19 protein-coding genes, 10 tRNA genes and 1 pseudogene are annotated in these 25,444 nt (G+C 42.2%); 20 read left to right on the top strand and 10 right to left on the bottom strand.

The window, feature by feature from the left end; all coding sequences use genetic code 11:
* The first annotated feature begins 10 nt into the window (after positions 1-10).
* Positions 11-199, top strand: a complete 189-nt coding sequence (gene csrA, locus L1077_RS12775; RefSeq protein WP_023399613.1) for a carbon storage regulator CsrA — start codon at positions 11-13, stop codon at positions 197-199.
* Between the two features lie 46 nt (positions 200-245).
* On the opposite strand, the gene L1077_RS27590 is transcribed toward csrA, so the two are convergent.
* The gene (locus tag L1077_RS27590; protein ID WP_237137180.1) at positions 246-710 is read right to left on the bottom strand and encodes a YcxB family protein; all 465 of its coding nucleotides are present in this window, start codon (positions 708-710) and stop codon (positions 246-248) included.
* Between the two features lie 497 nt (positions 711-1,207).
* On the opposite strand from L1077_RS27590, the gene L1077_RS12765 reads away from it, so the two are divergent.
* The 4 genes from L1077_RS12765 (at position 1,208) to L1077_RS12750 (ending at position 4,750) form a co-directional block, all read left to right on the top strand.
* Positions 1,208-1,450 carry an OadG family protein gene (locus L1077_RS12765; RefSeq protein WP_237137179.1) on the top strand — a complete coding sequence of 81 codons (243 nt, stop codon included), beginning with the start codon at positions 1,208-1,210 and terminating at the stop codon, positions 1,448-1,450.
* A gap of 10 nt (positions 1,451-1,460) precedes the next feature.
* Complete coding sequence (gene oadA / locus L1077_RS12760) at positions 1,461-3,245, top strand: sodium-extruding oxaloacetate decarboxylase subunit alpha (protein WP_237137178.1); 1,785 nt, start codon at positions 1,461-1,463, stop codon at positions 3,243-3,245.
* 11 nt (positions 3,246-3,256) lie between these two features.
* Positions 3,257-4,387: a sodium ion-translocating decarboxylase subunit beta gene (locus tag L1077_RS12755; RefSeq protein ID WP_046354147.1), complete on the top strand. Its 1,131-nt coding sequence runs from the start codon at positions 3,257-3,259 to the stop codon at positions 4,385-4,387.
* 183 nt (positions 4,388-4,570) lie between these two features.
* Complete coding sequence (locus L1077_RS12750; RefSeq protein WP_063361884.1) at positions 4,571-4,750, top strand: hypothetical protein; 180 nt, start codon at positions 4,571-4,573, stop codon at positions 4,748-4,750.
* Positions 4,751-4,806: 56 nt separating this feature from the next.
* Here the strand turns inward: L1077_RS12750 and L1077_RS12745 are convergent, their stop codons facing one another.
* The gene (locus tag L1077_RS12745) at positions 4,807-7,824 is read right to left on the bottom strand and encodes a hybrid sensor histidine kinase/response regulator (protein ID WP_237137177.1); all 3,018 of its coding nucleotides are present in this window, start codon (positions 7,822-7,824) and stop codon (positions 4,807-4,809) included.
* 253 nt (positions 7,825-8,077) lie between these two features.
* Between L1077_RS12745 and L1077_RS12740 the strand changes: the two genes are divergently transcribed.
* From L1077_RS12740 to L1077_RS12690, 11 genes and pseudogenes are all read left to right on the top strand, one after another.
* A tRNA-Phe gene (locus L1077_RS12740) sits at positions 8,078-8,153 on the top strand.
* 11 nt (positions 8,154-8,164) lie between these two features.
* Positions 8,165-8,240: transfer RNA gene (locus tag L1077_RS12735), tRNA-Thr, on the top strand.
* A 127-nt stretch (positions 8,241-8,367) separates the two neighbouring features.
* Positions 8,368-8,443: transfer RNA gene (locus tag L1077_RS12730), tRNA-Phe, on the top strand.
* Positions 8,444-8,625: 182 nt separating this feature from the next.
* Positions 8,626-8,701 (top strand) — tRNA-Phe (locus tag L1077_RS12725).
* An 11-nt stretch (positions 8,702-8,712) separates the two neighbouring features.
* Positions 8,713-8,788 (top strand) — tRNA-Thr (locus tag L1077_RS12720).
* A gap of 140 nt (positions 8,789-8,928) precedes the next feature.
* A tRNA-Phe gene (locus tag L1077_RS12715) sits at positions 8,929-9,004 on the top strand.
* Positions 9,005-9,015: 11 nt separating this feature from the next.
* Positions 9,016-9,091: transfer RNA gene (locus L1077_RS12710), tRNA-Thr, on the top strand.
* Between the two features lie 134 nt (positions 9,092-9,225).
* A tRNA-Phe gene (locus L1077_RS12705) sits at positions 9,226-9,301 on the top strand.
* A gap of 12 nt (positions 9,302-9,313) precedes the next feature.
* A tRNA-Thr gene (locus L1077_RS12700) sits at positions 9,314-9,389 on the top strand.
* Positions 9,390-9,459: 70 nt separating this feature from the next.
* Positions 9,460-9,543 (top strand): annotated as a pseudogene (locus L1077_RS12695).
* 12 nt (positions 9,544-9,555) lie between these two features.
* A tRNA-Thr gene (locus L1077_RS12690) sits at positions 9,556-9,631 on the top strand.
* Positions 9,632-9,961: 330 nt separating this feature from the next.
* Here the strand turns inward: L1077_RS12690 and L1077_RS12685 are convergent.
* Entirely contained in the window at positions 9,962-10,756 is a 795-nt protein-coding gene (locus tag L1077_RS12685) for a hypothetical protein (protein WP_237137176.1), read from the bottom strand.
* Between the two features lie 34 nt (positions 10,757-10,790).
* A complete protein-coding gene (locus tag L1077_RS12680) occupies positions 10,791-11,087 on the bottom strand; it encodes a hypothetical protein (RefSeq protein WP_237137175.1) in 297 nt (98 codons plus the stop codon).
* A 425-nt stretch (positions 11,088-11,512) separates the two neighbouring features.
* On the opposite strand from L1077_RS12680, the gene L1077_RS12675 reads away from it, so the two are divergent.
* Positions 11,513-11,767 carry a DUF1289 domain-containing protein gene (locus tag L1077_RS12675; RefSeq protein WP_237137174.1) on the top strand — a complete coding sequence of 85 codons (255 nt, stop codon included), beginning with the start codon at positions 11,513-11,515 and terminating at the stop codon, positions 11,765-11,767.
* Here L1077_RS12675 and L1077_RS12670 read toward each other — a convergent pair.
* Positions 11,751-12,431 carry a substrate-binding periplasmic protein gene (locus L1077_RS12670; RefSeq protein ID WP_237137173.1) on the bottom strand — a complete coding sequence of 227 codons (681 nt, stop codon included), beginning with the start codon at positions 12,429-12,431 and terminating at the stop codon, positions 11,751-11,753. The genes L1077_RS12675 and L1077_RS12670 overlap by 17 nt on opposite strands.
* A gap of 156 nt (positions 12,432-12,587) precedes the next feature.
* Between L1077_RS12670 and L1077_RS12665 the strand changes: the two genes are divergently transcribed.
* The 3 genes from L1077_RS12665 to L1077_RS12655 are packed head-to-tail and all read left to right on the top strand — an operon-like array spanning position 12,588 to position 17,670.
* Positions 12,588-12,791 (top strand): DUF3283 family protein, encoded by a 204-nt coding sequence (locus tag L1077_RS12665; RefSeq protein ID WP_063361881.1) that lies wholly within the window; start codon positions 12,588-12,590, stop codon positions 12,789-12,791.
* 2 nt (positions 12,792-12,793) lie between these two features.
* Complete coding sequence (locus L1077_RS12660; RefSeq protein WP_237137172.1) at positions 12,794-13,219, top strand: GNAT family N-acetyltransferase; 426 nt, start codon at positions 12,794-12,796, stop codon at positions 13,217-13,219.
* Positions 13,216-17,670, top strand: coding sequence for an EAL domain-containing protein (locus L1077_RS12655; protein WP_237137171.1), 4,455 nt, complete (start codon positions 13,216-13,218; stop codon positions 17,668-17,670). Before L1077_RS12660 ends, L1077_RS12655 begins: the two co-directional genes overlap by 4 nt.
* On the opposite strand, the gene L1077_RS12650 is transcribed toward L1077_RS12655, so the two are convergent.
* The 5 genes from L1077_RS12650 to L1077_RS12630 form a co-directional block, all read right to left on the bottom strand.
* Positions 17,667-18,614, bottom strand: a complete 948-nt coding sequence (locus L1077_RS12650; RefSeq protein WP_237137170.1) for an ion transporter — start codon at positions 18,612-18,614, stop codon at positions 17,667-17,669. The genes L1077_RS12655 and L1077_RS12650 overlap by 4 nt on opposite strands.
* Positions 18,615-18,623: 9 nt before the next feature.
* A complete protein-coding gene (locus tag L1077_RS12645) occupies positions 18,624-21,305 on the bottom strand; it encodes a bifunctional acetate--CoA ligase family protein/GNAT family N-acetyltransferase (RefSeq protein ID WP_237137169.1) in 2,682 nt (893 codons plus the stop codon).
* Between the two features lie 149 nt (positions 21,306-21,454).
* A complete protein-coding gene (locus tag L1077_RS12640; RefSeq protein WP_237137168.1) occupies positions 21,455-23,296 on the bottom strand; it encodes a methyl-accepting chemotaxis protein in 1,842 nt (613 codons plus the stop codon).
* A 456-nt stretch (positions 23,297-23,752) separates the two neighbouring features.
* Positions 23,753-24,274, bottom strand: a complete 522-nt coding sequence (locus L1077_RS12635) for an NUDIX hydrolase (protein WP_237137167.1) — start codon at positions 24,272-24,274, stop codon at positions 23,753-23,755.
* Between the two features lie 69 nt (positions 24,275-24,343).
* Positions 24,344-25,396: an aldo/keto reductase gene (locus tag L1077_RS12630; protein WP_237137166.1), complete on the bottom strand. Its 1,053-nt coding sequence runs from the start codon at positions 25,394-25,396 to the stop codon at positions 24,344-24,346.
* Positions 25,397-25,444 lie beyond the last annotated feature (48 nt).

Raw genomic sequence — 25,444 nt, 5'->3', positions numbered from 1 at the left:
GAGCAAGAGAATGCTAATTCTAACTCGCCGTGTAGGCGAAACCCTGATGATTGGTGATGAAGTAACAGTAACGGTACTAGGTGTTAAAGGCAACCAGGTTCGTATCGGCGTAAATGCACCAAAAGATGTTTCGGTACACCGTGAAGAAATCTACATGCGAATTCAAGCGGAAAAATCTAACCCGACGGGTAACATGTAATAAGTACAATGTTACCTATGTTCGAGAAATGGCCACATTAAAGTGGCTATTTTTTTGCCTGTTGCAATATAAAGTCATATGCATCTTGCTCTAGTGCTTGTTTAGAGATGTATTGACGATACTTTGCATGCTCTATTAATAGTCCTTTGTCTGTTTCAATCACGTTATCAATATCCTGCCAACTGAGATCAAAAGCGCGATACGGGTTTTTAGCGTTGATCCCTTGTTCATCTATTCGTATATGTACTTTCGAGCCACTTGCTCTACTGACCATTTGCCTTGCAACCCACCAAGGGCGACGATAATAAAATGAGACCCCTTCAATGACCGCCAGTACAAATAAAAAGTTGCCAAGGTAAGCTTGTCCTAATAAGTAATGAGATAAAGCGCCTAATATCAACAAAAAACCAATTAAGCCATATTTAGGCTTATGATGCTGACTTAGTGCGACTGATTCATCAAAGCATTCCTGAAAATATTGCTTATCTAGGGTAAATTCACTTTGAAACACGAGTATTCCTCAAGTTGACTAATCCCTAATTATACGACGTTCCCCAAGGTGTTTAAATCTGAAAATTTTATAAGTCAATTTCCGGTATCGCTTCCTTTTAGGTTTGTACCCAAGTCACTATTTATGGTGTTTAACTTCAATTGCTGAGTATTTACTCTTGTTGCGATTTTTGATTTTTCTATTTAGGTAAGACCAATTCTTAATGGGCCAACATTAAACCAGTTCTCACATTGGTTCCCTCATATTTAGTTATATTTACCCTTTATATCTTGAGTATTTTTCATATTTATTTGGTGTTTTACACTTTGTTTTACCATTATTGATGATTAAGTGTGTGAAAAGAAAACAAAAACACTTATTGGTAATACCAATTTACAACCAGCTTTACATGAAGGATTTGTTTGATATGATGGTTGAATAAATATTTACAAAAGTTGCCTATCTATTTCTTTGGTTGGGTGGGTGTATACAAATAAATAACAACTAAGGGGGCGGAAATGGAAATCAGCGAATTGCTAGCGCAGGCTGCCAATCTTATGTTAACAGGCATGATTGGGGTATTTTTATTTTTATCAATTCTCATCTTTGCAGTAAAAGCGTTATCTAAGCTGGCTGCAACAGAGCAAGAGTCTCAGCAACCTGCAATTAAAAAATCTTCAAAACCAGTATCAACAGGTGTGCCTGCGGCACATGTCGCTGCAATCAGTGCAGCAGTTTCTCTATTTAGACAAAAAAACTAAGGGGTATCTCATGTCAAAACTAAAACTTACTGAATTAGTCCTAAGAGATGCTCACCAATCTTTATTAGCAACACGCATGCGCCTTGAAGATATGTTACCGATTGCGGAAGAGCTCGATAAAGTCGGTTACTGGTCTGTAGAGTCTTGGGGGGGCGCAACATTTGATGCGTGTATCCGTTATTTAGGTGAAGATCCTTGGTATCGGATCCGCGCGCTAAAAGAAGCCATGCCTAATACAAAGCAGCAAATGTTGTTGCGCGGTCAAAATTTGCTTGGATATCGCCATTATGCAGACGATGTGGTGGAGAAGTTTGTCACTCGGGCACATCAAAACGGCGTTGATGTATTCAGAATTTTTGATGCGATGAACGATGTTCGTAATTTGGAGACTGCGATCCGTGCTGCGATCAAAGTGGGTGCACATGCGCAGGGTACAATCTCTTATACTGTGAGCCCTGTCCATAATTTAGAAAGCTGGCTTAAGCAGGCGAAACAACTTGAAGAAATGGGCTGTCATTCAATTTGTATCAAAGATATGGCGGGGCTACTTAATCCATATGATGCAGATACCTTGATTTCTGAGCTCAAACGAACTGTGTCTGTGCCTATTGCGATGCAATGTCATGCAACAACAGGCTTAAGCACCGCAACATATCAAAAGGCCGTTGATGCGGGTATTGATATGCTGGATACCGCCATTTCTTCCATGAGTATGACATATGGGCACAGCGCAACAGAAACGCTCGTGTCGATTGTTGAAGGAACCAAAAGGGATACTGGGCTGGACTTAGGTCAACTTGAATCTATTGCAGCGTATTTTAGAGATGTACGTAAAAAATATGCGGCATTTGAAGGCAGCCTCAAAGGGGTTGATGGGCGTATTTTATCTGCACAAGTACCCGGCGGTATGTTGACCAATATGGAAAACCAACTTAAAGAGCAAGGTGCAGGTGATAAACTCGATGAAGTATTGAGTGAAATTCCTCATGTCCGTAAAGACTTAGGTTACATCCCTTTGGTCACACCTACCTCGCAAATTGTCGGCACGCAGGCGGTATTAAATGTACTGACTGGCGAGCGTTATAAAACCATCACCAAAGAAACAGCTGGTGTGTTAAAAGGGGAGTATGGGGCAACACCTGCCCCTGTAGATGAGCCGTTACGTGCCCGTGTTTTGGATGGTGTTGAGCCAATTACATGCAGGCCTGCTGATTTGCTCGAGCCTGAAATGGACAGTTTGGAAGCCGATCTATTGGCCAAGGCTAAAGCTGAAGGAATTGAGCTTGCCGAGGAAATTGTCGATGATGTACTGACTTATGCTCTGTTCCCTCAGATAGGCTTGAAATTCTTAAAAAATAGATACAATCCAGAAGCGTTTGAGCCAAGCCCAAGTTTAGTTGTCAACACGGCTGTTGAAAAAGCGGTTAGTCGCCCTGCACCTGCTCGCAAACAAGAAAATGAGCGTTACAGCGTAAGAGTTGATGGCAAGGTCTATGATGTAGAAGTGTCCGCAGGTGGTGACTTGCAAGAGATTGCGGTGAAAGACAGCGAACTGATGCCACAGTCTGCATCCGTGAGCTCAGGTGAAACACTTAATGCTCCCCTTGCAGGCAATATTTTTAAGGTACATGCAAGACCAGGTGATGATGTTGTTCAAGGTGATGTTGTTCTCATCATGGAAGCGATGAAAATGGAAACGGAAGTTCGTGCAACTTCGACGGGTAAAATAGCAGATATTTTAGTCTCAGAGGGTGACTCTGTCTCTGCTGGCGACGCGATTATCGAAATGGCATAGGAGCGCTTGAGATGGATGGTTTGTTAAATTTATGGCAGGCAACCGGCATTGCTAACTTAACGTTTCCAGCGCTATCTATGATAGCCGTGGGGTGTGGTCTTCTGTATTTGGCTATCGCGAAAAAGTTTGAGCCACTTTTATTGGTGCCGATTGGTTTTGGTGCGATATTAACGAATATTCCGGTGGCTGCGCTATCTGAGCCGGGTGGATTACTGTATTACGTTTATTATATCGGGATCGACAGTGGCATATTCCCCTTATTGATATTTATGGGAGTAGGTGCCTTAACTGACTTCAGTGCACTAATTGCGAATCCTCGTATGTTGTTACTTGGGGCTGCGGCACAGTTTGGTATTTTCGCGACTTTATTTGGTGCGATTTTACTGAACTTTATTCCTGGTTTTGAATTTACCTTACAAGATGCATCTGCCATTGCAATTATCGGAGGTGCAGATGGGCCTACAGCGATATTTTTAGCGTCTAAGTTATCACCAGAGTTATTGGGTGCAATTGCGGTAGCAGCATATTCATATATGGCACTGGTGCCTATTATTCAGCCACCCATTATGCGTTTATTGACGTCAGATGAGGAGCGCAGTATTGCAATGCCACAGTTAAGAGTCGTTTCTAAGAGAGAAAAGATTCTGTTCCCATTGATGGTATTGTCGTTAACTCTATTGTTTTTACCAGCGGCAGCGCCCTTGGTTGGTATGTTCTGTTTAGGTAACTTAATGCGTGAGTCTGGTGTGGTAGATAGGCTTAGCAATACAGCGCAAAACGAGCTGATTAATATCACGACGATATTCTTGGGCTTGGCAGTAGGTTCCAAATTAGCAGCCGACCAGTTTTTAACGGTAGAAACCTTGGGTATTTTGGTACTTGGCGCGTTGGCATTTAGCATTGGCACGGCTTCAGGCGTTTACATGGCTAAAATTATGAATCGTGTATCGTCTAATCCAATCAATCCATTAGTGGGGGCCGCGGGCGTGTCTGCTGTACCAATGGCTGCACGTGTGGTAAATAAAGTCGGTCTTGAGTCTAATCCGCATAACTTTTTATTAATGCATGCAATGGGGCCCAATGTAGCAGGGGTACTTGGTAGTGCGGTTGCTGCAGGTATTTTGCTTGCACTAGTCAATTAACAACACTCTCCAACCTTTAGTGGGGCATTTGCCCCACATTTTTCTTATTTATATTTGAGGCGCTTTCTTCTGGAAGCGCCTTTATTGTTATGAACACTGTTTGCATTGATCTAGTATAAATAACGGGCCAAGTGAGTTTGTCCATGTTATAAAATAGTCTGGTTGTAAAAATTAGGGAATACCATGAATATTATTTTGATACTGGTTTGCTTGATTGCGGCGTTACTCATTTTGATCCCGCTTCTTGAGAAATATCAGGGAAAGCTTGGCTTAGATAAGGCGCAAAAATACAGTAAATATATCCTGCCTTTGGCGATGATAGGCGTTGTGGTTAAACTGATCCACTCAATGGTTCAAGGTTAAAGTTGGGATTGTTTGGTAAAGCCACTAATGTGGCTTTACCGATAGGCGACTAAACGTTAATTGGCAGATTGTAAGTACTTTTGAATAAACTCTGTTGCTTTCATATAGGATTCTTCAAGCTCATCTCGAAGTTGAATCAATTGATCTGTCGTCATTTCGTCTGTTTTACACTTTGACTCAAACTTTTCAGCGATAAGCGCAACTTGCTCAGCGCCAATTGTTCGAGATATGGATTTAAGCTGGTGACACGCCTCAATGATTTCATTTTGACTTGACGAAATAACCGCACCATTTATGTCACGGGCTAATTCGCTACTTTGCTCGAGGTACATTCTAAAGAAGCGCAGCCGCTTAGCGCTATCATCATTTACGTATTTGTTGAGCTGATCCATATTAATCGGCATATCATCGTTAGTTTGCTCTTGTGCAACTGATGGTGTACTCGTTTCTTCTACCTCTACAATCGGCGCTTGTTCTTCTATTACCTCTGGTGTATTTGGCTCGGCATAATTAAAACTCGGCATATCAAGTTGCATAGCCGATGTTGAAGGCATTTCTCTGTCATTACTCACTTGCTCTACTTGAGTGGGTTGGTTATCAGGCTGTGCCTGAGTAACCGGCTCATCTAAAATAGGCTGTGTTTGAGAGGGAGCGCTATCGCTGTCCGCTGATGTAGCAGAGATGCTAGGTGCTTGCGTTGTTTTGTGTCCAGAGACGTTTTGCCATTTGTCTAAGGTGGCTTCAAGCACATTGAGTTCGACAGGCTTTGTAATATAGTCGTTCATACCAGTGGCAAGGCAACGGTCACGTTCGCCCTTAAGTGCATTGGCAGTGATGGCAATAATATAAGGTTGAGCGTTGATGTCTGGCGCATGCTCGGCAATATCACGGATCTTAGTAACCATGTCGTAGCCTGACATTTTTGGCATATGCAGATCGGTTAGGACAACGGCATAATGCCCCTGTTGCCACATCTTCAAGCCCTCTTCGCCGTTTTCAGCAACTTCCACTCCGTAACCGAGTAGATGAAGTTGATCCGTGAGTACTTGTTGATTTAGGACGTTGTCTTCTACTAATAATACTAGTTTATTTTGAGCTTTAGCATCTTCAACATTTAGGTAGCTATTCATCGTGCGAGATGGTTTAAGCTGTTTTGGCTGATGCAAGCCGACCGCAACTAATACCGCAGTCATGAAACTTGTTTTACACAGTGGCGCTGCGTTAAGGTAGAAAATATGGCCGTGATTCAACGCGGATTCGTCCATCGTGCTTAATACAATCACTTGCTGATTATTATGCTCGATAGAATAAAGCAGCTCTCTTAATTGCTGATTGACTTTATCCATGCCATCTAAGCCATCTAGAACCCACACAACATCTTGCTCGTACTGGTGTTCGTCTATCTCGCTTGGTTCAACAATGATGGCGGAGTTTGCCCCCATGAAAGATAAATAGCGCGCTAAGATAGCTCGGCGATTAGGGTTATGTGTATAAGTAACGACCTTACGGCCAGCGAGTACGCCCTTGTTTGCATACTCAACTTTACCGCTGATACTAAATGGCAGTTCAACAATGAATTCACTGCCCATGCCGATGTCTGAATTTACATTGATAGAGCCTAACATGAGTTCGACAAGGCTTTTACAAATAGACAGTCCTAGTCCTGTGCCACCATATTCTCGAGTGATGGAGCCTTCAGCTTGAATGAAGGGGTTAAATATTTCCCTAAGCTGGGCTTGAGTCATTCCTTTACCGTTATCTGTCACTTTAAAGCGCAGCGTGTAATGCTCAGATGTATTTTGTGCGACTTCAACAGAGATCTTTACAAAGCCTTGTTTGCTGTCATCAGTTGTGGTGAATTTGATTGCATTACTACATAGGTTATAAAGTACTTGGCGAACACGCACAGCATCACCGACTAAATTGCTCGGAATATCTGGGGCAATAGCAAGCTGCAGGTCCAATTTACGCTTTTTCGCGACAGAGGAAAGGACACGGGCCACTTCTTCAATGGTTTCCGATACAGAGAATGCACTACTGTCAATTTGTAGCTTACCAGCTTCAATTTTTGAGAAATCTAAAATGTCATCCAATATACCTAGTAATGAAAAGGCAGAATCACGAATAATGGTGGTCAATCGGTGCTGAGCACCATCTAACTCGGTTTGACGCAGTAAATCTATGGTGCCAATGACCCCATTCATAGGAGTCCTGATCTCATGAGACATGGTTGCTAAAAAGGTGGTCTTCGCTTCTGATGCGCGTTCAGCGTTTAAAGTGGCCTTTTCCAGTGCGAGCGTTCGAGCTTGAACTTCTGTCTCTAGGCTTGTTTGTAGCTGCCTCAATTCATGTTGAGAAGCTTTATTGCCTCTTATGATATCGCGAATTTGATTGATTAGACTATTAATGCCGATTGCTGTAGAAGACAAGCCAAAGCTCAGTTGCTCAGTGACATGAACATCGTAATCTTTCTTCTTTATTAAGTGTTCCAGCTCTGAATTGAGTAAGTTGAGCTCCTTAGCCAACTTACCGACGATTTGCTTTTTCAAAAAGAGTGCAAACCCTACTGTGAGTAACAAAGCAACAAGGGCCAATGCATAACTTAATGGGTTACTGCTGGCAACGGTGACTTTGGGCTCGCTATAAACTAACACCAATTCACCAACTGGAATATCATCTAGCGTCAGTGGCTGGTGAACAATCACTTTGCCATCTATGGTCAATTTAGTGCGTTGTTTAATAGCTGCTATAGGTTCATCATTTGATTGAAATACTAAACTCGGCTTACCCATGCCACTATCAGCATATAAATAGGCATCTATATTTGGGTTACCTGCTTTGACGGATGTCAGCATTTGTTTGGCGTAGTTGTAACCTAGCTTCATCATGGTATTACTCAGCGGCGCTGCCAAGTCCTGAGCTTGCAGAGTAAGATCTGGTTGGCTATGTACTAGGGTACTTTCTTGCTTTGGCCAAAGGTAGGCGCCTAACGATGCAATACTAGTAATGATGAGTGTGATAAAAACAAACAGGGGCACGAAACCTTTGATCTGTGCTTGTGAAGATTTTTCCATTGAAATAGTCCGAGCAAGTAACTTTCAAATCAAGCTTTATAATAACTTAACATCCTAACACCTATAATGGATGATTTCTCTACGTTTTTACTTCTTTATTATTGCTACAAGGAGATCCTAAAGAAGGAATAAAGTATAAAAATCAGTCTTTAGTCAGTTATTTTTGTCAAATTTGCATGAATTGTGCGCAAACAAATTATATTGCAAAAAAATAGTTGACTTAAAAGGGCAAAACCCGTTTAATACGCCGCACGCCCAGATAGCTCAGTCGGTAGAGCAGAGGATTGAAAATCCTCGTGTCGGTGGTTCGATTCCGCCTCTGGGCACCATTTTTAGGTGCGCCGACTTAGCTCAGTTGGTAGAGCAACTGACTTGTAATCAGTAGGTCATCCGTTCGACTCGGATAGTCGGCACCATTTATAAATTTGGTTCTGCATTGGAAATAAATCCAAGCTAATTAGTTGACCAGATAGCTCATTCGATAGAGTTGTGTGGAATTGTATTGAAAATCCTTAGAGAGTTTTAATACGCGTAAAATTATTTGCCCAGATAGCTCAGTCGGTAGAGCAGAGGATTGAAAATCCTCGTGTCGGTGGTTCGATTCCGCCTCTGGGCACCATCTCTTAAAGATGTAAAATAAAGAATTTTACTAAAACGCCTTACAAAAGCGCTTTAGATTTTTGAAATGCATTGAATGTATTTTAAATATATTTAGTATTTACCCAGGTAGCTCATTCGGTAGAGCTGTGTGGAATTGTATTGAAAATCCCTAGAGAGTTTTAATACACGTAAAAATTATTTGCCCAGATAGCTCAGTCGGTAGAGCAGAGGATTGAAAATCCTCGTGTCGGTGGTTCGATTCCGCCTCTGGGCACCATTATTAAGTGTGCCGACTTAGCTCAGTTGGTAGAGCAACTGACTTGTAATCAGTAGGTCATCCGTTCGACTCGGATAGTCGGCACCATTTATAAAACATGTAGCATGATATAAATCAGATTTCTGATTTTTTAAAGTAAAAGATTTGCCCAGATAGCTCATTCGGTAGAGCTGTTTGGAATTGTATTGAAAATCCTTTGAGATTTTTAATACACGTAAAGAGTATTTGCCCAGATAGCTCAGTCGGTAGAGCAGAGGATTGAAAATCCTCGTGTCGGTGGTTCGATTCCGCCTCTGGGCACCATTATTAAGTGTGCCGACTTAGCTCAGTTGGTAGAGCAACTGACTTGTAATCAGTAGGTCATCCGTTCAACTCGGATAGTCGGCACCATTTAATTTTAAAGCAGCAATTTTCTGTATCCAATGCATTAAAAAGCTTATTTTCCTAGATAGCTCATTTGGTAGAGCTGTTTGGAATTGTATTGAAAATCCTTAGTGAGTTTTAATACACATGAAACCTTATTTGCCCAGATAGCTCAGTCGGTAGAGCAGAGGATTGAAAATCCTCGTGTCGGTGGTTCGATTCCGCCTCTGGGCACCATTCTTATAGTGTGCCGACTTAGCTCAGTTGGTAGAGCAACTGACTTGTAATCAGTAGGTCATCCGTTCGACTCGGATAGTCGGCACCACTTTTTTCTAAAAGCCAAAATTTCTAGTATCTAAATACTTTCCTGATATTTTTGTTCATAAAAATTATTTGCCCAGATAGCTCATTCGGTAGAGCTTTTTGGAATTGTATTGAAAATCCTCGTGTCGGTGGTTCGATTCCGCCTCTGGGCACCATTCTTACAGTTTGCTGACTTGGCTCAGTTGTTAGAGCAACTGACGTGTAATCAGTAGATCCTGCGTTCGACTCGGGTAGTCGGCACCAGTTTAATCTATTTTTCAATACATAATTAAATTCAATGCGAGTCTAGAGATATTCATTTTCTACACTGCCCAAGCTGTGACAAGGTCGCTTGGTATTTATTATTGTTCATAACTACTTATCTAGATACTTAATTAACGTGAACTAAGCGTTAAAGGCGACTTATCTTAAATGGCAAACGTTATTTAACTTCAAAGCTCAGCAGTTGCTAAAGTATGGTAATAACTGAGGGTGACGAAAGAACGAAAAGAGACCTACTTTTTAGAATTGAACTCCACAATAAATTTAATAAATAAGGGCTTAACTTGTTGCTTACCCCCAGTATAAAGGTCTCTATTGAGCAGTAAATTTTACAACTTTGACATTGGAAACGATAGCTCTGTTATGGTCACACTCATCAGTATCAGTAAATTCGAGTATGTCACCGTGTTCAAAAGCTTGCATAACAATTGCAAATTTACGATTGGTGATATTCACATCACTGCTTTTTACACGGTAAATGCTGCTTCCACATTCATTTGACTCAGCAATACTAAAATCAAATTCAGTGGGCAAAGTATCTAACTGGTAAACATAGCTAACTAAGCCTGCCCGGACAGTTGGTGTCGGAAGGAATTCTCCTTCATATTCGACAAAGTAACCAATGACTGGGTCAACATTATCAACGGGAACACCTTGTACACCTGAGTCATCAGCCCATTGCCCACCCGCAATGCCCCAGCTACTCTGGCCGATATTCATGTATACATAGCCTGAGTTGTTAGGTTCACTTCCACCAAACCCTAAATAGTTAAATGGTAATGGAGATGTACCTCCGGTTAACCAGCCTTCTGGGGAGTAACCTCCGAGCCAGGCACCTTTAAAACCAGTATATTTTCCAGTTACTAAGCTATATAAAAAGTCATTCTCTGCTTGGGAGTCAACAATGGCTAAGCGTCCATTTACACCTTTCAAAACACGTTGGTTAGCTTCTTGCTCTGCTGTTTGCCAAGTATTGTTATTACCTAGGTATGGTTCGGTAACCTCAACGAATTCATAAAAATTATCGTTATATTTAACTGGCGATGCTAGAGCAGCACAAGAAAAAACGGCAGAGATTAAGGCTACAGAAGTATTTATTGATTTCATTTTAATTTCCTTTATTTGATTATCAGCATCGGCTTTATTTTCGAGCTCTTACCCATTTAACGACGGCATAACCATTTTCACAGACTTGTGAATCGTGAAAGTCAAATGTTGCCTCAGACCGAAATGCCAATAACGTAATTTGCTGTTTCCTATGGGCTACTTCTGCTGTTGGGCTTTTCACAAGGTATAAGTTGGTGCCACAAGAATTGAGCCTTGGCACACTAAATTCGAATTGCAGCTCATTACTGTCCAACTGGCTAACAAAAGTGAGGTCTGTCGACACTACATCTTGTCCAGCTAAAGCTAAGGCCGTCAATGACAAAATACTCAAAGCCATCCTAAAACTGATTTTTTCATTCTTTCTCTTTATTTATTTAAAAACAAAAAAACCGTAACTATCTGATTTCGAATAGTTCATGCTCAGTATAACTAACAAGCAATTTATGGAGCAAAGGAAACTGCTGTTTAATGGAGTTTATAGATTCAGAATTTAGTATGGAAATTAAATTGTTGAGTGTATTTAAAAATGTAATCAATGACGAGCTTATAAATTAAGCACTGAGAAATCGATATCATTGCTAATTTAGTAGCTTGATAGTGGCCGATAGGTCGCTTGTTTTATTTGCCTTCTCTTCATACTCACAAGCTTTAGCTAGTTTATGATATTTCAACTAGTATTTTATTAAAGCGCCAAGTTAGGTAGTATTTTGATTGATGTGGCCACTTTATGTACAGATTTGATCGTTGACCCTTAGTATGGAACAAATAGAGATATTCACAATCCCAAGTCCGTGTCAGGGGATCTGTGAAGTGAACAATCGCGGTTATTGTAAGGGCTGTTTTCGCAGCCGAGAGGAGCGCTTTTGTTGGAATAAAATGACAGAACATCAAAAAAAGCTGGTTGTAGATCTATGCCAGCGCCGAAAAAAACGTGTGATGGCGAAAAAGCAGTCGGATAGTGTTAGCAGCACGTCACAAGGACAAGATGATTTGTTTAAATTCGATATTTAGCTTTTAAAACCTTGATAATCCCTTTTTTTTCTAACTTTTCTAATGTCTCTTTTAATTTGGGGATGAGCTCTGCATGCTTATGGTGAAGATAGTGGTAGCTGTCTATGGTCATTAAGTCTTCAATTTTGATTGATTCCATGTCCATATAAGGCAAATGTTCACGCAAGTGAAAGTCTACAATGAGCGCGCCTTGTACTTTTTTTTGCATCAACAAATTTAACTGTGCCGCACTGCTTTTAACTTCCAGCAGTTCTCCTTGATAACGATTTTCCATCATGTATTGATAAGCGACGAGATAGCCACTTTGTACGACCAAAGACTCAATATCTTTAAATGCACAAGTAGTACAGTGACTGAGCAGCTGTAGATTGAAAGAGTAGAGGGGGAAATCGACATGGAGTAGATTTGCATAGCTATCTGTTACACCCGCAATACGCCCGAGCTGCCCATCAAGCTCACCTTCATTTGCGGCAACTAATGCGCTTTGTAATTCAAAATCAATGAGTTCTAATTTGTGGCCAATGTCGTTATAAGCTAAGCTAAGTAATTCAACGACATAGCGTGCTTGGGGAGTGTCAGCAGGGCGATTGAAGTAGAGCGTTTTTGCCTGAGTAACAGAGCAGTATGATAGTAAAAAAATCCATAAAATTTTGATATGCCCCACAGAGTTCTCCCTAAATTACAGTGTTGCTGAGTGTGCTTCTAGTTCGTAAAACCTCAATTATTACACTCTAATAATTAACTTTGTAATTCAATACTGCCGTTGTCTAGTACATATATGATACACTGTTTTTATAATTTTCAATAATTGTACAGTTCGATGTCTTATAATCTGTGTAATCTCTCCAGAGCGGAAAAATATCAAATTCAACTAGAGTATGAAGCGTCATTTTGGGCTTATCAAATTAAGCGCGGAAAAAATACTCGTGAGGCAATATACGACGCAATTAATAGCCGCCCTTTGTCAGAGCGCGATACGTTAAAAGCAAAATTTGAGCAATATTTGGGACTTATGTTAGTTTAGTTATGCAATTGAGTTGTTTTTGTTTGCCTGCGATTCAGACGCCATTAGTAAATAAGTTTTATCAGGCTAACAGAGTTCGTGGAAGAGCAACTAAGCAAGATGCTGTGTGGGTGGTTAAGAACTCAAGTTTGATAGCCGCTTGTCGGTTGCAAGCAATCGAACAAGAGACGTTTTTATCAACTGTTTTCGTCGACCAAGCATACCGAGGAAAAGGGGTTGCTAAGCAGCTGTTACAGGCAGCCATTGAGCAAGAGTCTTGTGTTTATACTTTCGCATATCAAGAGGTTGTCCCACTGTACACAAAGCTTAACTTTATAGTGATAGATGAAAAGGAGTTGTCGAATAAGCTTCGGCAAATGTTTGAGAGTTATACCAAACAAGGACGAGAAATTATCGCGATGTGTTTTCAAGGGAATGTGCACGCATGAACTATCTAATTGCTTTGCTAATCTTGGTTTTCAGCGTATTGTGTCATGGACAAGTGTCTCGCATTTCTCCTGCAGAAGGCTTATCACAAAGCTATGTAAATACATTACTATTCGATAAAAAAGGCTACCTTTGGTTATCTACAGAGGGCGGGTTAAATCGCTATGATGGATATCAAGTTCTTGAAGTCATGGGTCCTAACAAAGCCTTGGACAAAATGCAAATTGACCGTATCTATCAAGATCCTGCTGGCAAAATTTGGATAGCATCAGGCCGAGCGGGTTTATTTAGTTATCATCCAGAATTCGATTTATATCGTCAATACATTCAAGCCCCTTCTTCTGAGCAAGACTACATCCAAAATAGTGTTTTTCAAATGCTAGAAAAAAGTCCCAATGAATTGTGGCTTGGGAGAACAAAAAATGTCTCTGTCTTGAACAAAGATACAGGCCTCATCACTGAGGTTATTTCTATTCCAGGGATGAATGATCGAAGCTTAGTTCGCTCGTTATTGCAATTTGAAGACATACTCTATATTGCGACTACGGAACATCTATTCGCCTACCATATTCCCAGTGCGCGCTTAAAGCCGATAAAACATATTGATAACCCCGAGCATCCGTTTCAACATAATACAAAATCTTTAACCTTACTAGATGACTCTACTTTACTGGTGGGCGCAGTGCTTGGCTTATACCAGCTAGATATTGGTGAGTTGCAGAAAAACTTCGACGCTACACCAACATACAAAACGATACTAGAAGAGTTTAATGTTTGGCATATGTTGAAGCAGCAGGCGTATTTATTGCTCGGCACTGATAAAGGACTCATGCGGTTTGATCCTAAGACCGGCGAAGTCGAACCTGATAAGCGTTTGACTCAAAGCCGTTTCTCGATCTCTGACAGTAGCATTATTCATTTAAACGAAGATAATAATGGCGGTGTTTGGGCAGCTACTCGCACAGATGGCGCGTTCTATTTACCACCGGATAACCACATCTTTGATAACGTTCAAAATGATTCAGTGATCGGGGAGTTTTCACATGGTGCAGTGTGGGGCATTGTAGAGTTTCAAGGCTATCTTTGGGCAGCTACTAGAGATGGGTTAACTAGATATGATCCTACTACACGAGAAGCGAAACCTTTATTGCAAGGATATATGGGAGAGAGTTTTTTACCCGAATACTCTATTTTTGATTTATTCCCATTTAAAAACAAATTATGGCTGATAAGTAATCGTGGTTTGTTTGTTTTTGACCCTAAGACTGAAAAGATTTCTCGGCCAAGGGCACAAAACCCAGAGTCTACGGAGATACTTTCAGGCTTTGTAAAAGGGGCTGCGCTGGTTGAACCTGGCTTTTTGTATTTTGTTGATGGTAATTCGGGCTTTTATTTGTTTAATATGAACAACGGCATACTAGAGCCTTTGGGAGATAGCTTTGCGCAATTTGATCCTTTTTTGAGTTATGGTTTTTTTCCACCGTTGTTGAGCCACCCCACTCAACCTGTTTTTTACAGTGAAGGTCGATTATTCCGATATGACCACTTAAAGCAAAAGCTCACACAAATATATCAGGTGCCTAAAGCGCACAAGCAATCAGCTGTCGACTTACTAAGTTACACGATAGACAAAAATAACGTGTTATGGCTATCGTTTGCGACACATGGTTTAGTTCGCTTGACCGCCGATGGTTATAAACCATTGCCGCTTCCTACAGACTCTCTGTCTGTGACGAATTTTATTTTGTATGAAATGCAGCAAGACAAAGAGGGAATGATTTGGATGTCGTCTCACCAAGGCATATGGCGCTTAGACCCAGATAATTTTCATTTGCAAGGCTTTACCATAAACGACGGTTTGATGAGCAACGAATTTAATAGCGGGTCTTCTGTAAAGTTAAAAAATGGTCACATTGCCTATGGTTCACTGCAGGGGATCACCATTTTTGACCCAGAAGTTAATCGGCCAAATAGACCACTGCTAACACGTGTCAATGTCACTAACGTAGATTTGATGTCGAGAGAGCTAAAACCTGCGGGGCTAAAGACCTTCTCGTCGATTGAGCTTAATCACGATGATATTGGGTTAGAAGTGTCGTTTTCTGCCATGGCATTTACCGCCCAAGAGCGTATTGTTTACGAATATCAGCTGTCGGGTGAGCAGAGAATATTGAGCCGTAACAGTAATCGAGTCGTCTTTCCTAAACTAAACCCTGGTAATTATCGTTTAAAAGTATGGGCTAAAGATCCGCTTACAGGTGATTATACAGAGCCAGCAGAATTGCATATTCGTGTTAAGTATCCGATTTGGCGCTCACCGTTAGCGCTGGCATGTTATCTTATTTTAGCCAGTGCGCTATTTGCGCTTTGGGTGCACAGGAAAAATCGCGTCGCGCAACTATTAATGGAAGCACATAAAGAAACTCGCAATAGTGAAACACGTTTAAAAATGGCTTTGGAAGGCAGTAACTCGGGCGTATGGGATTGGCAATCTGGCTCTAACCTAGTATATCAGCCTCGCTTGGTGAACGAGCTTGGTTATAAAAATGAGTATATAAACCTAGATGATTATTTAGAGCTTATTCATCCTCAGGATAGGGCTTTATTTCGCATAGAGTGGTTGGAGTTTGTCTCCACTGCAAAAGGGTATATTGACTGTACTTATCGACTGCGTAATAGAGTTGGTCAGTGGCGCTGGTATAAAGATTACGGCAAGGTGATGGCGTGGCGAGAGGCAGTGCCTATGCGCGTTGCAGGTACCTACACTAACTTGACGCGAGAGCGAGTATTTGAAGAACGCGCCGCATTATTTGGTGAAGCTTTTGAACAGACCCGAGATTGGGTTATGATTTTTGATAAGCGTTTTCGAATTCTGGCATGTAATAAAGCACTTCAAGATGCGTTTGGGGTTGAGGCAAACCCGACGTCTAGTACCAGTGTGAGTCTGGGATTAGAGCGCCATGTGCGATTACATTATTTAAGGGCAATGAGCAAACTGGCAGAAGGGGAATATCATAGTGCCGAGGAGGTGTTGCGTTTACCAAGTGGTGAGATACGTCATGTACTTGTGAAAGTGACCGCAACTTTGGGCCAAAATTACATTATTGTTTTGACCGATATCAGCAAGCAAAAGCGTACCGAAAAAGAGCTTTATCAACTTGCAAACTATGATGCGCTTACGAAATTGCCAAACAAAGTTCTATTTATGGACAGGGTACAGCATGGCATAGAGCAAAGCGAAGAGTCACTGCAATCCTTGGCCATTCTGGCGATTAAATTTGGTCGCCTGCAACGTTTAGCAGATACATTTGGTGATGATTTTGTGCTGGCTGTGATCCGTCAAGCAGCCAAAACATTGCAGTGCTGCTTTAGGGAAATGGACAGTCTAGCGATCGGTCAGGAGCGAGACTTTTACATTCTAATGGAACACCTTGACGATGTAGATGCAGTGACTCGCTATGCACAATGTTTGGTGGCACGCTTTGAAGAGGGGATGCGCGTTCATGAGCAAGATGTGCACATTGATGTCCATGTTGGTATTTCACTCTACCCTGATGATGCCAGTGATGCGTTTGAGCTAAATCAAGCTGCGGAAATTGCTTTGAGCCATGCAAAGAAAAATCCGCAAAGCCACTATCAGTATTATCATCAAGATATTAATCAACAAGTAAGACGTAATATAGAAGTGGAACGACGTTTAAGTGTAATCTTCAATGACGATCAACTATGCAACTATTACCAGCCGATTTTAAACGCGACGCAAGGCCATATTGAAGGATTTGAAGTGATGCTCAGATGGCCTGATGATCCTAATGTCAGTGCTGAAGAGTTTGCAGCGGCGGCTGAGAAAACAGGGCTGGGGAACGACGTTATTTTACAGACGATTGAGCGAGCCTTAATTGAGCTGAAGGTGTGGCATTTGTCATGGCCGGAGCTTTATATTTCAGTTAATTTACCTGCACAGTTTTTACACTCCAATGGGTTTGTTGAGGGCATAAGGGCAGCACTGGCGAAAACTCACCTACCCGAAAGGTGTTTGGTATTTGAGATATCTGAGTCGGTTATGATGAAAAATGTCGCGCAATCTATAGAACGAATGCTGGCACTGAATGCGTTAGGGTGTCGTGTATTTATGGATGATTTTGGTACTGGATACTCGTCTTTGATGTATTTGACTCAGTTCCCAGTGAGCACAATAAAAATTGATGAAGGCTTTATTACCGACATCGGTAATAACCAGGATCATGAAAGCATTATTCATTCAACGTTATCCCTTGCTCATAGCTTGGGTAAAGATTGTATTGCTCAGGGAGTAGAGAATATCGATCAGCTTAAGTTTTTACGAATGCTTGGCTGTGAGCGCTTTCAAGGCTATTTGTTTAGTCCAGCGCTGCCAGGTGACATGATTGCACACTTAATGGCGAACTCTTGGCAAGAGATGTTTGAAAGCTAGAGCTTCTCGCCACAGTGACGACAGTAAAGGCTTTGTGCTCGCTCTGAGGTCATCAGTTTAATTGCTTGATTGGCCTCAGAGGCACTGAGGCCCAATTCTAGCCTGAGTGCTTCTAGATGCTCAGCTTCAGCATCGTCTAACTTACCATCAACCAACGCATGTAATACCGCTTCATGAAAGGCATCTCGGCGTTTACGCAATTGATCGGCAAAGCTCGATGCCAATAATCCAGTCGGAATGGCCACCATGCCCATACTGAGTAGTGTAATGACGCCGCCGAAAAAGCGCCCTAATGGTGTAATTGGCACTACATCTCCATACCCTACTGTTGTCAGTGTTGCCATTGCCCACCACATAGCAGCGGGGATCGAACCAAACTTGTCAGGTTGAATATCGTGCTCAATGAGATAAATGCCGCATGATGCAACAATCAAGACGAGCGACATAATAAAAAAAGCCGCCATTAACGAGCTGGCTTCTTCCTTAAATGCTGCCAGAAGTAACTGCATTGCTCGAGAGTACCGAGTAAGCTTAAAAATACGCATTAACCTGACGACGCGCAAAAACCTGAGGTCGAACGTAAAAAACACCATCAATAAGGTAGGTAAAATGGCGATTAAATCAATGACAGCAAGGGGGGAGCGGATATACTTCAATCGAATAGCAAAATGACTTTTGTTATCGTCTTTAAAGTTGAGCTTATCGACACAACACCATAATCTCAGTAAATATTCGATACAAAAAATACCGACGGATATTACCTCAATATAGAAGAACGCGGAATAATATTGACTTGCTAAGTCAGGCACGGACTCTAAGACAATCGCGACCACATTAAAAATAATTAAAGCGATTAGAAATATATCTAAGCTGTGGGCAATTTTGCGGTATTTACCGCTGCCTTCCAATATGGCTGCCGTTTTTTGTCTTAGCGTTAAGCTCATGTTTTTTAACTACGGATTAGTTGCTTGAAGCGGCATCGTCATAATCGCAGCGCCCTCTTCAAAGTCTCTTCTGACATTAAAACCTAGGTGTTTTGCTAAATTTATCATACCCGTGTTTTCAAACAAGGTGATCCCTTCAATCGTGTCGACACCTTTTTCTTTGCAGTAATCAATGGCTGCGCTCATCAGTATTTTCCCCAAGCCTAGGCCTTGAGAATCCGAGCGCACTATGACAGAAAACTCAGCCTGCGTGTTGTCTGGGTCCATCAAGACTCGCGAAACACCCAGTGTACGAAACGTGCTTTTATGTCGTTCACTAATGATAAATGCCATTTCGCGATCGTAATCAATTTGTGTCATCTTAGCCAATTGGTCGTGGGTAAACTGTGGTAACTGGCCAAAAAAGCGCTTATACCTATCTTCTTTTGTAAGTGATTGGTCAAACTCTTGATGGTGGCGCTCATCTTCAGGTCTTATCGGTCTAAGTGTAACTTGCTGGCCATTTTTGAGTGTAATTTGGCGTTCCAGTTCTTTGGGGTATGGCTTAATGGCTAAGCGTTTACGATGTGCTTTGGGCTGATATGACGATAGACCTATCTGTGCATCTAGTACTAAAAACTGTCCAGAGCTTGCCAAAATAGGGTTGAGCTCAAGGCTATGTATATCAGGTTGCTCGATGATCATTTGAGACACCCGAGTGAGTAGGGCACACAGTCGATATTTATCGACTTTATCTGGCAAAGTACGTTCTTTTAAAACGCCTTTGTCATGGGCTGCGGCGATGAGGTATTTAGCCAAATTCATATTTAAAGGGGGAAGTGCAACAGCAGCTTGAGAGAAGTTCAGGCCTGTACCGGCTTCCCCCAGTAGAATCACTGGCCCAACATCAGGTTCTGTTTTTATCGCAATGCGCAGTTCTTGTGTACCGGCTCTAGATGCCATTTTTTGTAGAGAAAAGCCTTCTATTTCTGCATCAGGATATGATTTTTTTATTCGAAGCAGCATAGAAAAAGCGGTTTGCTCCACTTCGTTTCCATCGTTTAGGTTGAGCACCACGCCGCCGACCTCTGATTTAGACGGAATGGCCGCACTCAGTAACTTTAATGCGACAGGAAAACCAATGGCTTCTGCTTGCTCTTTGGCTTCACTCGGGGTGAGGGCGACTTCGGTTTGAATACAATCAATCCCATAGCTTTTAAGGATTTGACTCGCTGAGTGGGTTGATAAATATTGATGCCCTGCACGCAAGTAATGATTGATTTGTTGCTTTGCAGCAAGGCTATCGATTAACTCGTCTTGAATGATGGACTCAGGGGTTTGCGTCAGGTGCTTTTGGTTACGGCGATAGGTGATCAGGTGCATAAAGGCACTGACTGCCCCTTCAGGCGTTCGATATGTTGGTATGTTACTCAGTACGCAAATATCTCTGGCGGAACGTGCGGCTTCCTCCCCCATAAAGTTAGTCATTACAAACGGTCTGGCCATCTTGGGCAGTTTTTCTAGCGTTTGTGCGATGATCTTGGCATATGCTGAACTGGGTGCCAGTGCTGAAGGCGTATGAATGATCAGTAAATTTTTAACTTCATCGGCTTTTAATAAAACTTCCAAAGCTTTCTGGTAACGTTCAGGTGACGAGTCGCCAAAAATATCGACCGGATTATCAGTTTGAGATGATTGAGGCACAATATTGTTAAGGGCTTCTATGGTTTTGTCGCTGAGCTTTGCAAGCTTACCTGATCGCATCAATAGGGTATCGACAGCCATTATCCCTGGGCCGCCACCATTGGTTAAGATTGTTAGGTGTTCGACTTTGAGTAATTTGGGGTGGAGGGCAAGTGTTTGCGTGGCTGCAAACAGCTCTCGTAAATCGTTTACGCGCAGCATCCCAGCACGTTGAAACATGGCATCGTAGACCGCGTCATCTGACGTTTTACCGCCTGTGTGATTGTATGCTGCGCGCGCGCCGGCAATAGTTCTACCTGTTTTTATTGCGATAACTGGCTTGTTGAACGCAGCTGCGCGAGCTGCGGAGATAAAGCGTCTTACGTCTTTGATGTTATCGATATAGAGCAAAATGGCTGAGGTTTTACTGTCTCGTGCTAAATAATCAAGTAGCTCATCAAAGTCGATGTCAAGGCAGTCCCCGACAGAGACAAAATGAGAAAAGCCAATGTGCTTGTTCTTCGCCCAGTCTAAAATGGTTGAGCAAACTGCAGCCGATTGCGATACGAATGCGAGTTTACCCGGTTTCGCTACTGTGTGTGAAAAGCTGGCATTTAAACCAATATGCGGCAAGATGAGCCCTAAGCTGTTACTTCCAAGTAGGGTCACCTCGGCTTGTTGTGCGCAGTGCCTTAAGGTATTTTTTTCTTCATTGTTTAATCCAGCAGCGACGATAATGGCGTGTTTGCAGCCAAGTGTACCGAGTGCATTTATGAGTTGGCAAAGGGTGGCTTTATTCGTGCATATAATGGCAAGATCTGGGATACAGGGCAGCTGCTCTATATCCGAATAGGCAAGTACACCATTGACCGCTGTATATTTTGGTGTGACTGGCATAATAGGCCCTTTAAACCCACCTTGTAGCAAGTTTTTCATGACGACATTGCCAGCCCTGTTTGGGTTATTGGAGGCGCCGATGACTGCAACCGATTTGGGATTAAAAAACTGACCGATGCGCTTTACACTCATGCCTACTCCTTTGAATTGCCTATATTAAGCGAGATGCTTACTCAAGACTGTAACATGTTTACATCATATTTCGAGAAGATAAGAGAATTACTTTGATCTCGCGGCACTTTTAAGGTGCAAAAGTGCCGCTGTGTAAGGCGTTTGATGATTTATACTTTGAATTTAGATACGTCCTCCTGCATTTTATGGGCGTCAAATTCAAGTGCTTCACAGTTTTTGCAGTTTTGGCAAGAGTCAACATAGAGCTGCTCTGCTGATACAGAGATATTGGCTGCCGCATTTTCTACCCCTTGAACGGTTGCCATTTGCTCTTCTGTTGCGCCTGCGATTTGGATCACCATATCGCGTATTTTATCCATCGCATGTTTGTTATCATCCATGCTTTGCTGGGCATCTGTGATCCCTTCGTACATTTGTTCACTTAAAGATAAGCTTGTTTGCATTGCTTGCTCTGAATCATGGACCAAGCTTTGCAGACCATGGATCATGCGTTCGATTTCAACGGTAGAGCTTTGAGTCCGTTTTGCCAGTGTGCGCACTTCGTCAGCAACGACCGCAAAGCCTCGACCGCTTTCACCAGCGCGCGCAGCTTCTATAGCGGCGTTAAGTGCGAGTAAGTTGGTTTGTTCTGTGATCCCACGTATGACTGAAGTCACACTTTCAATTTCGCCACTGGCAGAGGATAATTGCTGCATCAGTTTACTGTTTTCGTTGATGTGCCCCGTCAACTCCGACATGTTGTGGTGGGCTTTGTGCATGATTTCTGAGCCGCGGGCCATATTTTCATCGGCCTCATTGACATTGTTTTGCACTGCAACGCTGTTTTCTGCAATCAGAGAAACGGCTTGCACTAGCTCACTGACCGCCACCTTCACGGCATGGGTATTATTTTTTTGCTCTTCGATGGCTTGTTGTGAGCGTTTCGTCACCTCAACCGATTGATGCGCGCCACTCTCTACTGTTTCGCCCGTATGCTTTATTTCCCTGACAATATCGGCGGTTGTATCGATAAATTGATTGACTGACCCTGCAAACTCTGTGACTTCATCACGACCGCTCAGCTCGATATGGTGGGTCAGGTCCCCTTCGCCATGGCTAATGGTAGCCATATTAGCATTGGCAACTTTGAGTCGTTGCACAATATGCGCACCTTTCCATAGTAATAGCCCAGCGATAATGACGGTTAGGATACCAGCTAGCATCAAGCCTTGATTTTTCGCAGCGATAAGCTCGTGCTGGATCCCTTGATCTATATCGCCAGACAGTTGATTCATTGTGCTCTCAACTTTATGAATACTGCCTCTAAGCTCTCCTCTTAGCCCTGAGCTTGCATCTAGCCCTCGCTCAACCAGGGCGGTAGTGAGTGCACGCGCCGTATTTTCAAATAAAGTAAGGTCATTTTGTCCACCGCTAAACTGATCATTGAAATAGACTTTCATTACTGCCAGCTGCTGGGTTACTTCATTTTTGGTCGACATGTTGAGGTTCGTTTGAAAGTCATTTTCCAACAGCACTAGCCGAAGCGCTTTACTCATTGCTGTGATATCACCGATATTGGTGAGCGACTCATGCAATGCGATTTCAGCTTGGTTGAATTCTCCTCGCAGGCCTTGGTTAGGGGTAAATCCAATCTTTGTATCCAGTGCGACTAAGTTACGTAAGTTGGTTTCATAATTGCTCAGGTCTTTTTCGGCGACAATGAGGGCTTGCTGTAAGTGAGTAGGAAGCTGCCCACTAAGGACTGACATATTTTGTCGCATCAGTTTGATACGAGCGTCAAACTTATCGACATACTTTTGTTGCTTGCGAAGCAAAAAGTCTTTTTCATGACGTCTGAGCATCAAAAGGTCATTACTGATCTCTTTACTGGTTGCGAGTCGCTGTCCTAAATTCGCTATATGGCTTGTTTCATACCACAAGACACCCACCATGCAAAACAGTGCGATCATGACAAGAGAAGAAAGTAAAATGAAAGTTTGACGTATGGTCATAGTCTACTCCTTAGCTTCGATACTCCCATCACAAAACTTAGAACAGAATTTTGAAATTACCAATTAGCAATGAAATTTATTGAGATTATTTGTCTAACCACTTATTCATTATGACGTCACAAGTTATTTTTGTTACATTTATATTACAAACATGCACATGTGGCCCCAAAACATGAGAAATGGTATAGGATACTCCAAAGACAATGCCTTTTATTTATTTCAACAATCTACCATCTCGGTGCAATGCAAATAAGGGAGAGCCTGGTGATTACTCATAATTGAGTGGGGTATGAGGTGTTTGTTTTATGTTACTTCTTTGTGTGACGAACTCTCATCAAAGAGTTCGTCACTGGCATGAACTGAGACGATACATTATTTGTGATAGCCTCGGGCACATTGCGAGCCAATGTCTATGTTTTCCTGTAGCGAACGGACTAGCTCGCGCTGCTATTAGGTTTAGCCTAGGTTTAACTTCATGATATCTTTAGCGATGTTTTCCAAGATGGTTAATTCTCTTTGTACAGATTGACCTTTTTTATCACTATTAGCCAAAGTATCTCGATTGTGTGCGATGGCATCTTGAATTGGTACCCACACAGGTCGCATACCATTGGCTTGCTCATACGCTTCCATTTGAGGTGCTGTGAAGTTCCCGCAAATTTCTACGATGAAGCAGTGTGAGATAATATGTACATTATCAAATTCAGGTTTGTGCCAGCGCTGAAACTCTTCATAAATACCATAGGGCTTAATCTGGGTAATGGATTTTGCACCTGTTTCTTCTAGCAACTCTCTGCCAAGCGCAGCTTCCATATCCTCATCTTCATCAACACCGCCTCCTGGCAAAGTGTAATCATCATACCTAGCGGTGTAGAGCAGTAAAATTTCTTGATCTTTAGTGACGATTGCACGTGCTGCGTGCCTAATAAAATGACTGCCAGGCAACGCCTCAGCGGGTTTGGTATTGAGTTGCTTCATAATGACTTTGTTGTTAGAGAATGCAAATTGGTGAGTGTACCATATTTACATTCTCGTTGTGTGCGACGACTAGAAAGGCACCGGGTAAGTTTTTAAGATGGTATCAATTTCAGCAAGCGCTTCTGGAGGTAGTGGTTTATCAAACGCGCTGATATTCTCTTTTAATTGCGCCATTGATGTTGCACCAATAATGGTAGAGGTCACACCATCGACTTGATCACACCAAGCTAACGCCAGTTGCGCTGTTGTTAAGTTGTGCTCATGAGCAATTTCTTGGTATGCAGCTGTTGCTTGTTGTGAATACTGGGTGTCTCTGAATAAGCCATGGCGCTGCATTAACGTCCAGCGGCTGCCATCTGGTCTTGCACCGCCTAAATATTTACCCGTTAGCAGGCCACCAGCTAAAGGCGACCATGGCAGGTAGGCAATGTCTTCGTTAACACAATTCTCTAGTAAATAAGGCCAGTCTTTTTCGTGTAGTAAATTGAATTCATTTTGAATTGAAACGGGCTTTTCAATATGATGTTGCTCACATAAGTTGAGGTAGGTATTGATACCCCAAGGGGTTTCGTTAGATAGTCCCCAATGGCGAATTTTGCCTTGGCTAAAGCATGCTTTGAGACCTTCTAAAATGTCACTCATTTCGTCTAGCTGCTGCTTTTTACTCACCGCGTGCAGGTCTAACATACCATGCCAGTGTTTACCAAAGTGGGGAGATGTTCTGTTTGGCCAATGTAACTGGTATACATCAATATAATCTGTATTTAATCGTTTGAGAGAGTGATCTACAGCTTCGATCACCGCCTGTTTGTTTATGGGTTTACCATCTCGCACCCAACTTAGTCCAGCTCCGGCGATTTTAGTAGCTAAAACAATTTCAGATCTTTTTTCTTCATGACGTTTTAACCAGTCCCCTATGATTTGTTCGGTTTTTCCATAAGTATCGGGCGAAGGGGGGACAGCATACATCTCAGCAGTATCAATGAAGTTAATACCCTGACTTAAGGCATAATTAATCTGTTCATCCGCATCATGCTGATTGTTTTGCAAACCCCAAGTCATACTTCCTAAACAAACTCGCGAAACCTTTAATGGTGAGTGGCCTAATTGGCTGTACTTCATAGATACTCCTTGCAAAATCTGACAATTTCACACTGCTAAATTGCAGCG

Origin of the sequence: Pseudoalteromonas luteoviolacea (genome assembly GCF_021654285.1) — a bacterium.
Taxonomy (GTDB): Bacteria; Pseudomonadota; Gammaproteobacteria; order Enterobacterales; family Alteromonadaceae; genus Pseudoalteromonas; species Pseudoalteromonas luteoviolacea_J.
The sequence above is the reverse complement of the archived record's forward strand: the minus strand, read 5'-3'. Positions and strand labels throughout refer to the sequence as shown.

Excerpts from the sequence above, each read along its gene's own strand:
- L1077_RS12675 (WP_237137174.1), top strand. The coding sequence starts at position 11,513 with ATGGAACAAATAGAGATATTCACAATCCCAAGTCCGTGTCAGGGGATC.
- L1077_RS12640 (WP_237137168.1), bottom strand. The coding sequence starts at position 23,296 with ATGACCATACGTCAAACTTTCATTTTACTTTCTTCTCTTGTCATGATC.
- L1077_RS12635 (WP_237137167.1), bottom strand. The coding sequence starts at position 24,274 with ATGAAGCAACTCAATACCAAACCCGCTGAGGCGTTGCCTGGCAGTCAT.
- L1077_RS12665 (WP_063361881.1), top strand. The coding sequence starts at position 12,588 with ATGTCTTATAATCTGTGTAATCTCTCCAGAGCGGAAAAATATCAAATT.
- L1077_RS12685 (WP_237137176.1), bottom strand. The coding sequence starts at position 10,756 with ATGAAATCAATAAATACTTCTGTAGCCTTAATCTCTGCCGTTTTTTCT.
- L1077_RS12765 (WP_237137179.1), top strand. The coding sequence starts at position 1,208 with ATGGAAATCAGCGAATTGCTAGCGCAGGCTGCCAATCTTATGTTAACA.
- L1077_RS12655 (WP_237137171.1), top strand. The coding sequence starts at position 13,216 with ATGAACTATCTAATTGCTTTGCTAATCTTGGTTTTCAGCGTATTGTGT.
- oadA (WP_237137178.1), top strand. The coding sequence starts at position 1,461 with ATGTCAAAACTAAAACTTACTGAATTAGTCCTAAGAGATGCTCACCAA.
- L1077_RS12755 (WP_046354147.1), top strand. The coding sequence starts at position 3,257 with ATGGATGGTTTGTTAAATTTATGGCAGGCAACCGGCATTGCTAACTTA.
- L1077_RS12630 (WP_237137166.1), bottom strand. The coding sequence starts at position 25,396 with ATGAAGTACAGCCAATTAGGCCACTCACCATTAAAGGTTTCGCGAGTT.
- L1077_RS12650 (WP_237137170.1), bottom strand. The coding sequence starts at position 18,614 with ATGAGCTTAACGCTAAGACAAAAAACGGCAGCCATATTGGAAGGCAGC.
- L1077_RS12660 (WP_237137172.1), top strand. The coding sequence starts at position 12,794 with ATGCAATTGAGTTGTTTTTGTTTGCCTGCGATTCAGACGCCATTAGTA.
- L1077_RS12745 (WP_237137177.1), bottom strand. The coding sequence starts at position 7,824 with ATGGAAAAATCTTCACAAGCACAGATCAAAGGTTTCGTGCCCCTGTTT.
- L1077_RS12750 (WP_063361884.1), top strand. The coding sequence starts at position 4,571 with ATGAATATTATTTTGATACTGGTTTGCTTGATTGCGGCGTTACTCATT.
- csrA (WP_023399613.1), top strand. The coding sequence starts at position 11 with ATGCTAATTCTAACTCGCCGTGTAGGCGAAACCCTGATGATTGGTGAT.
- L1077_RS12645 (WP_237137169.1), bottom strand. The coding sequence starts at position 21,305 with ATGAGTGTAAAGCGCATCGGTCAGTTTTTTAATCCCAAATCGGTTGCA.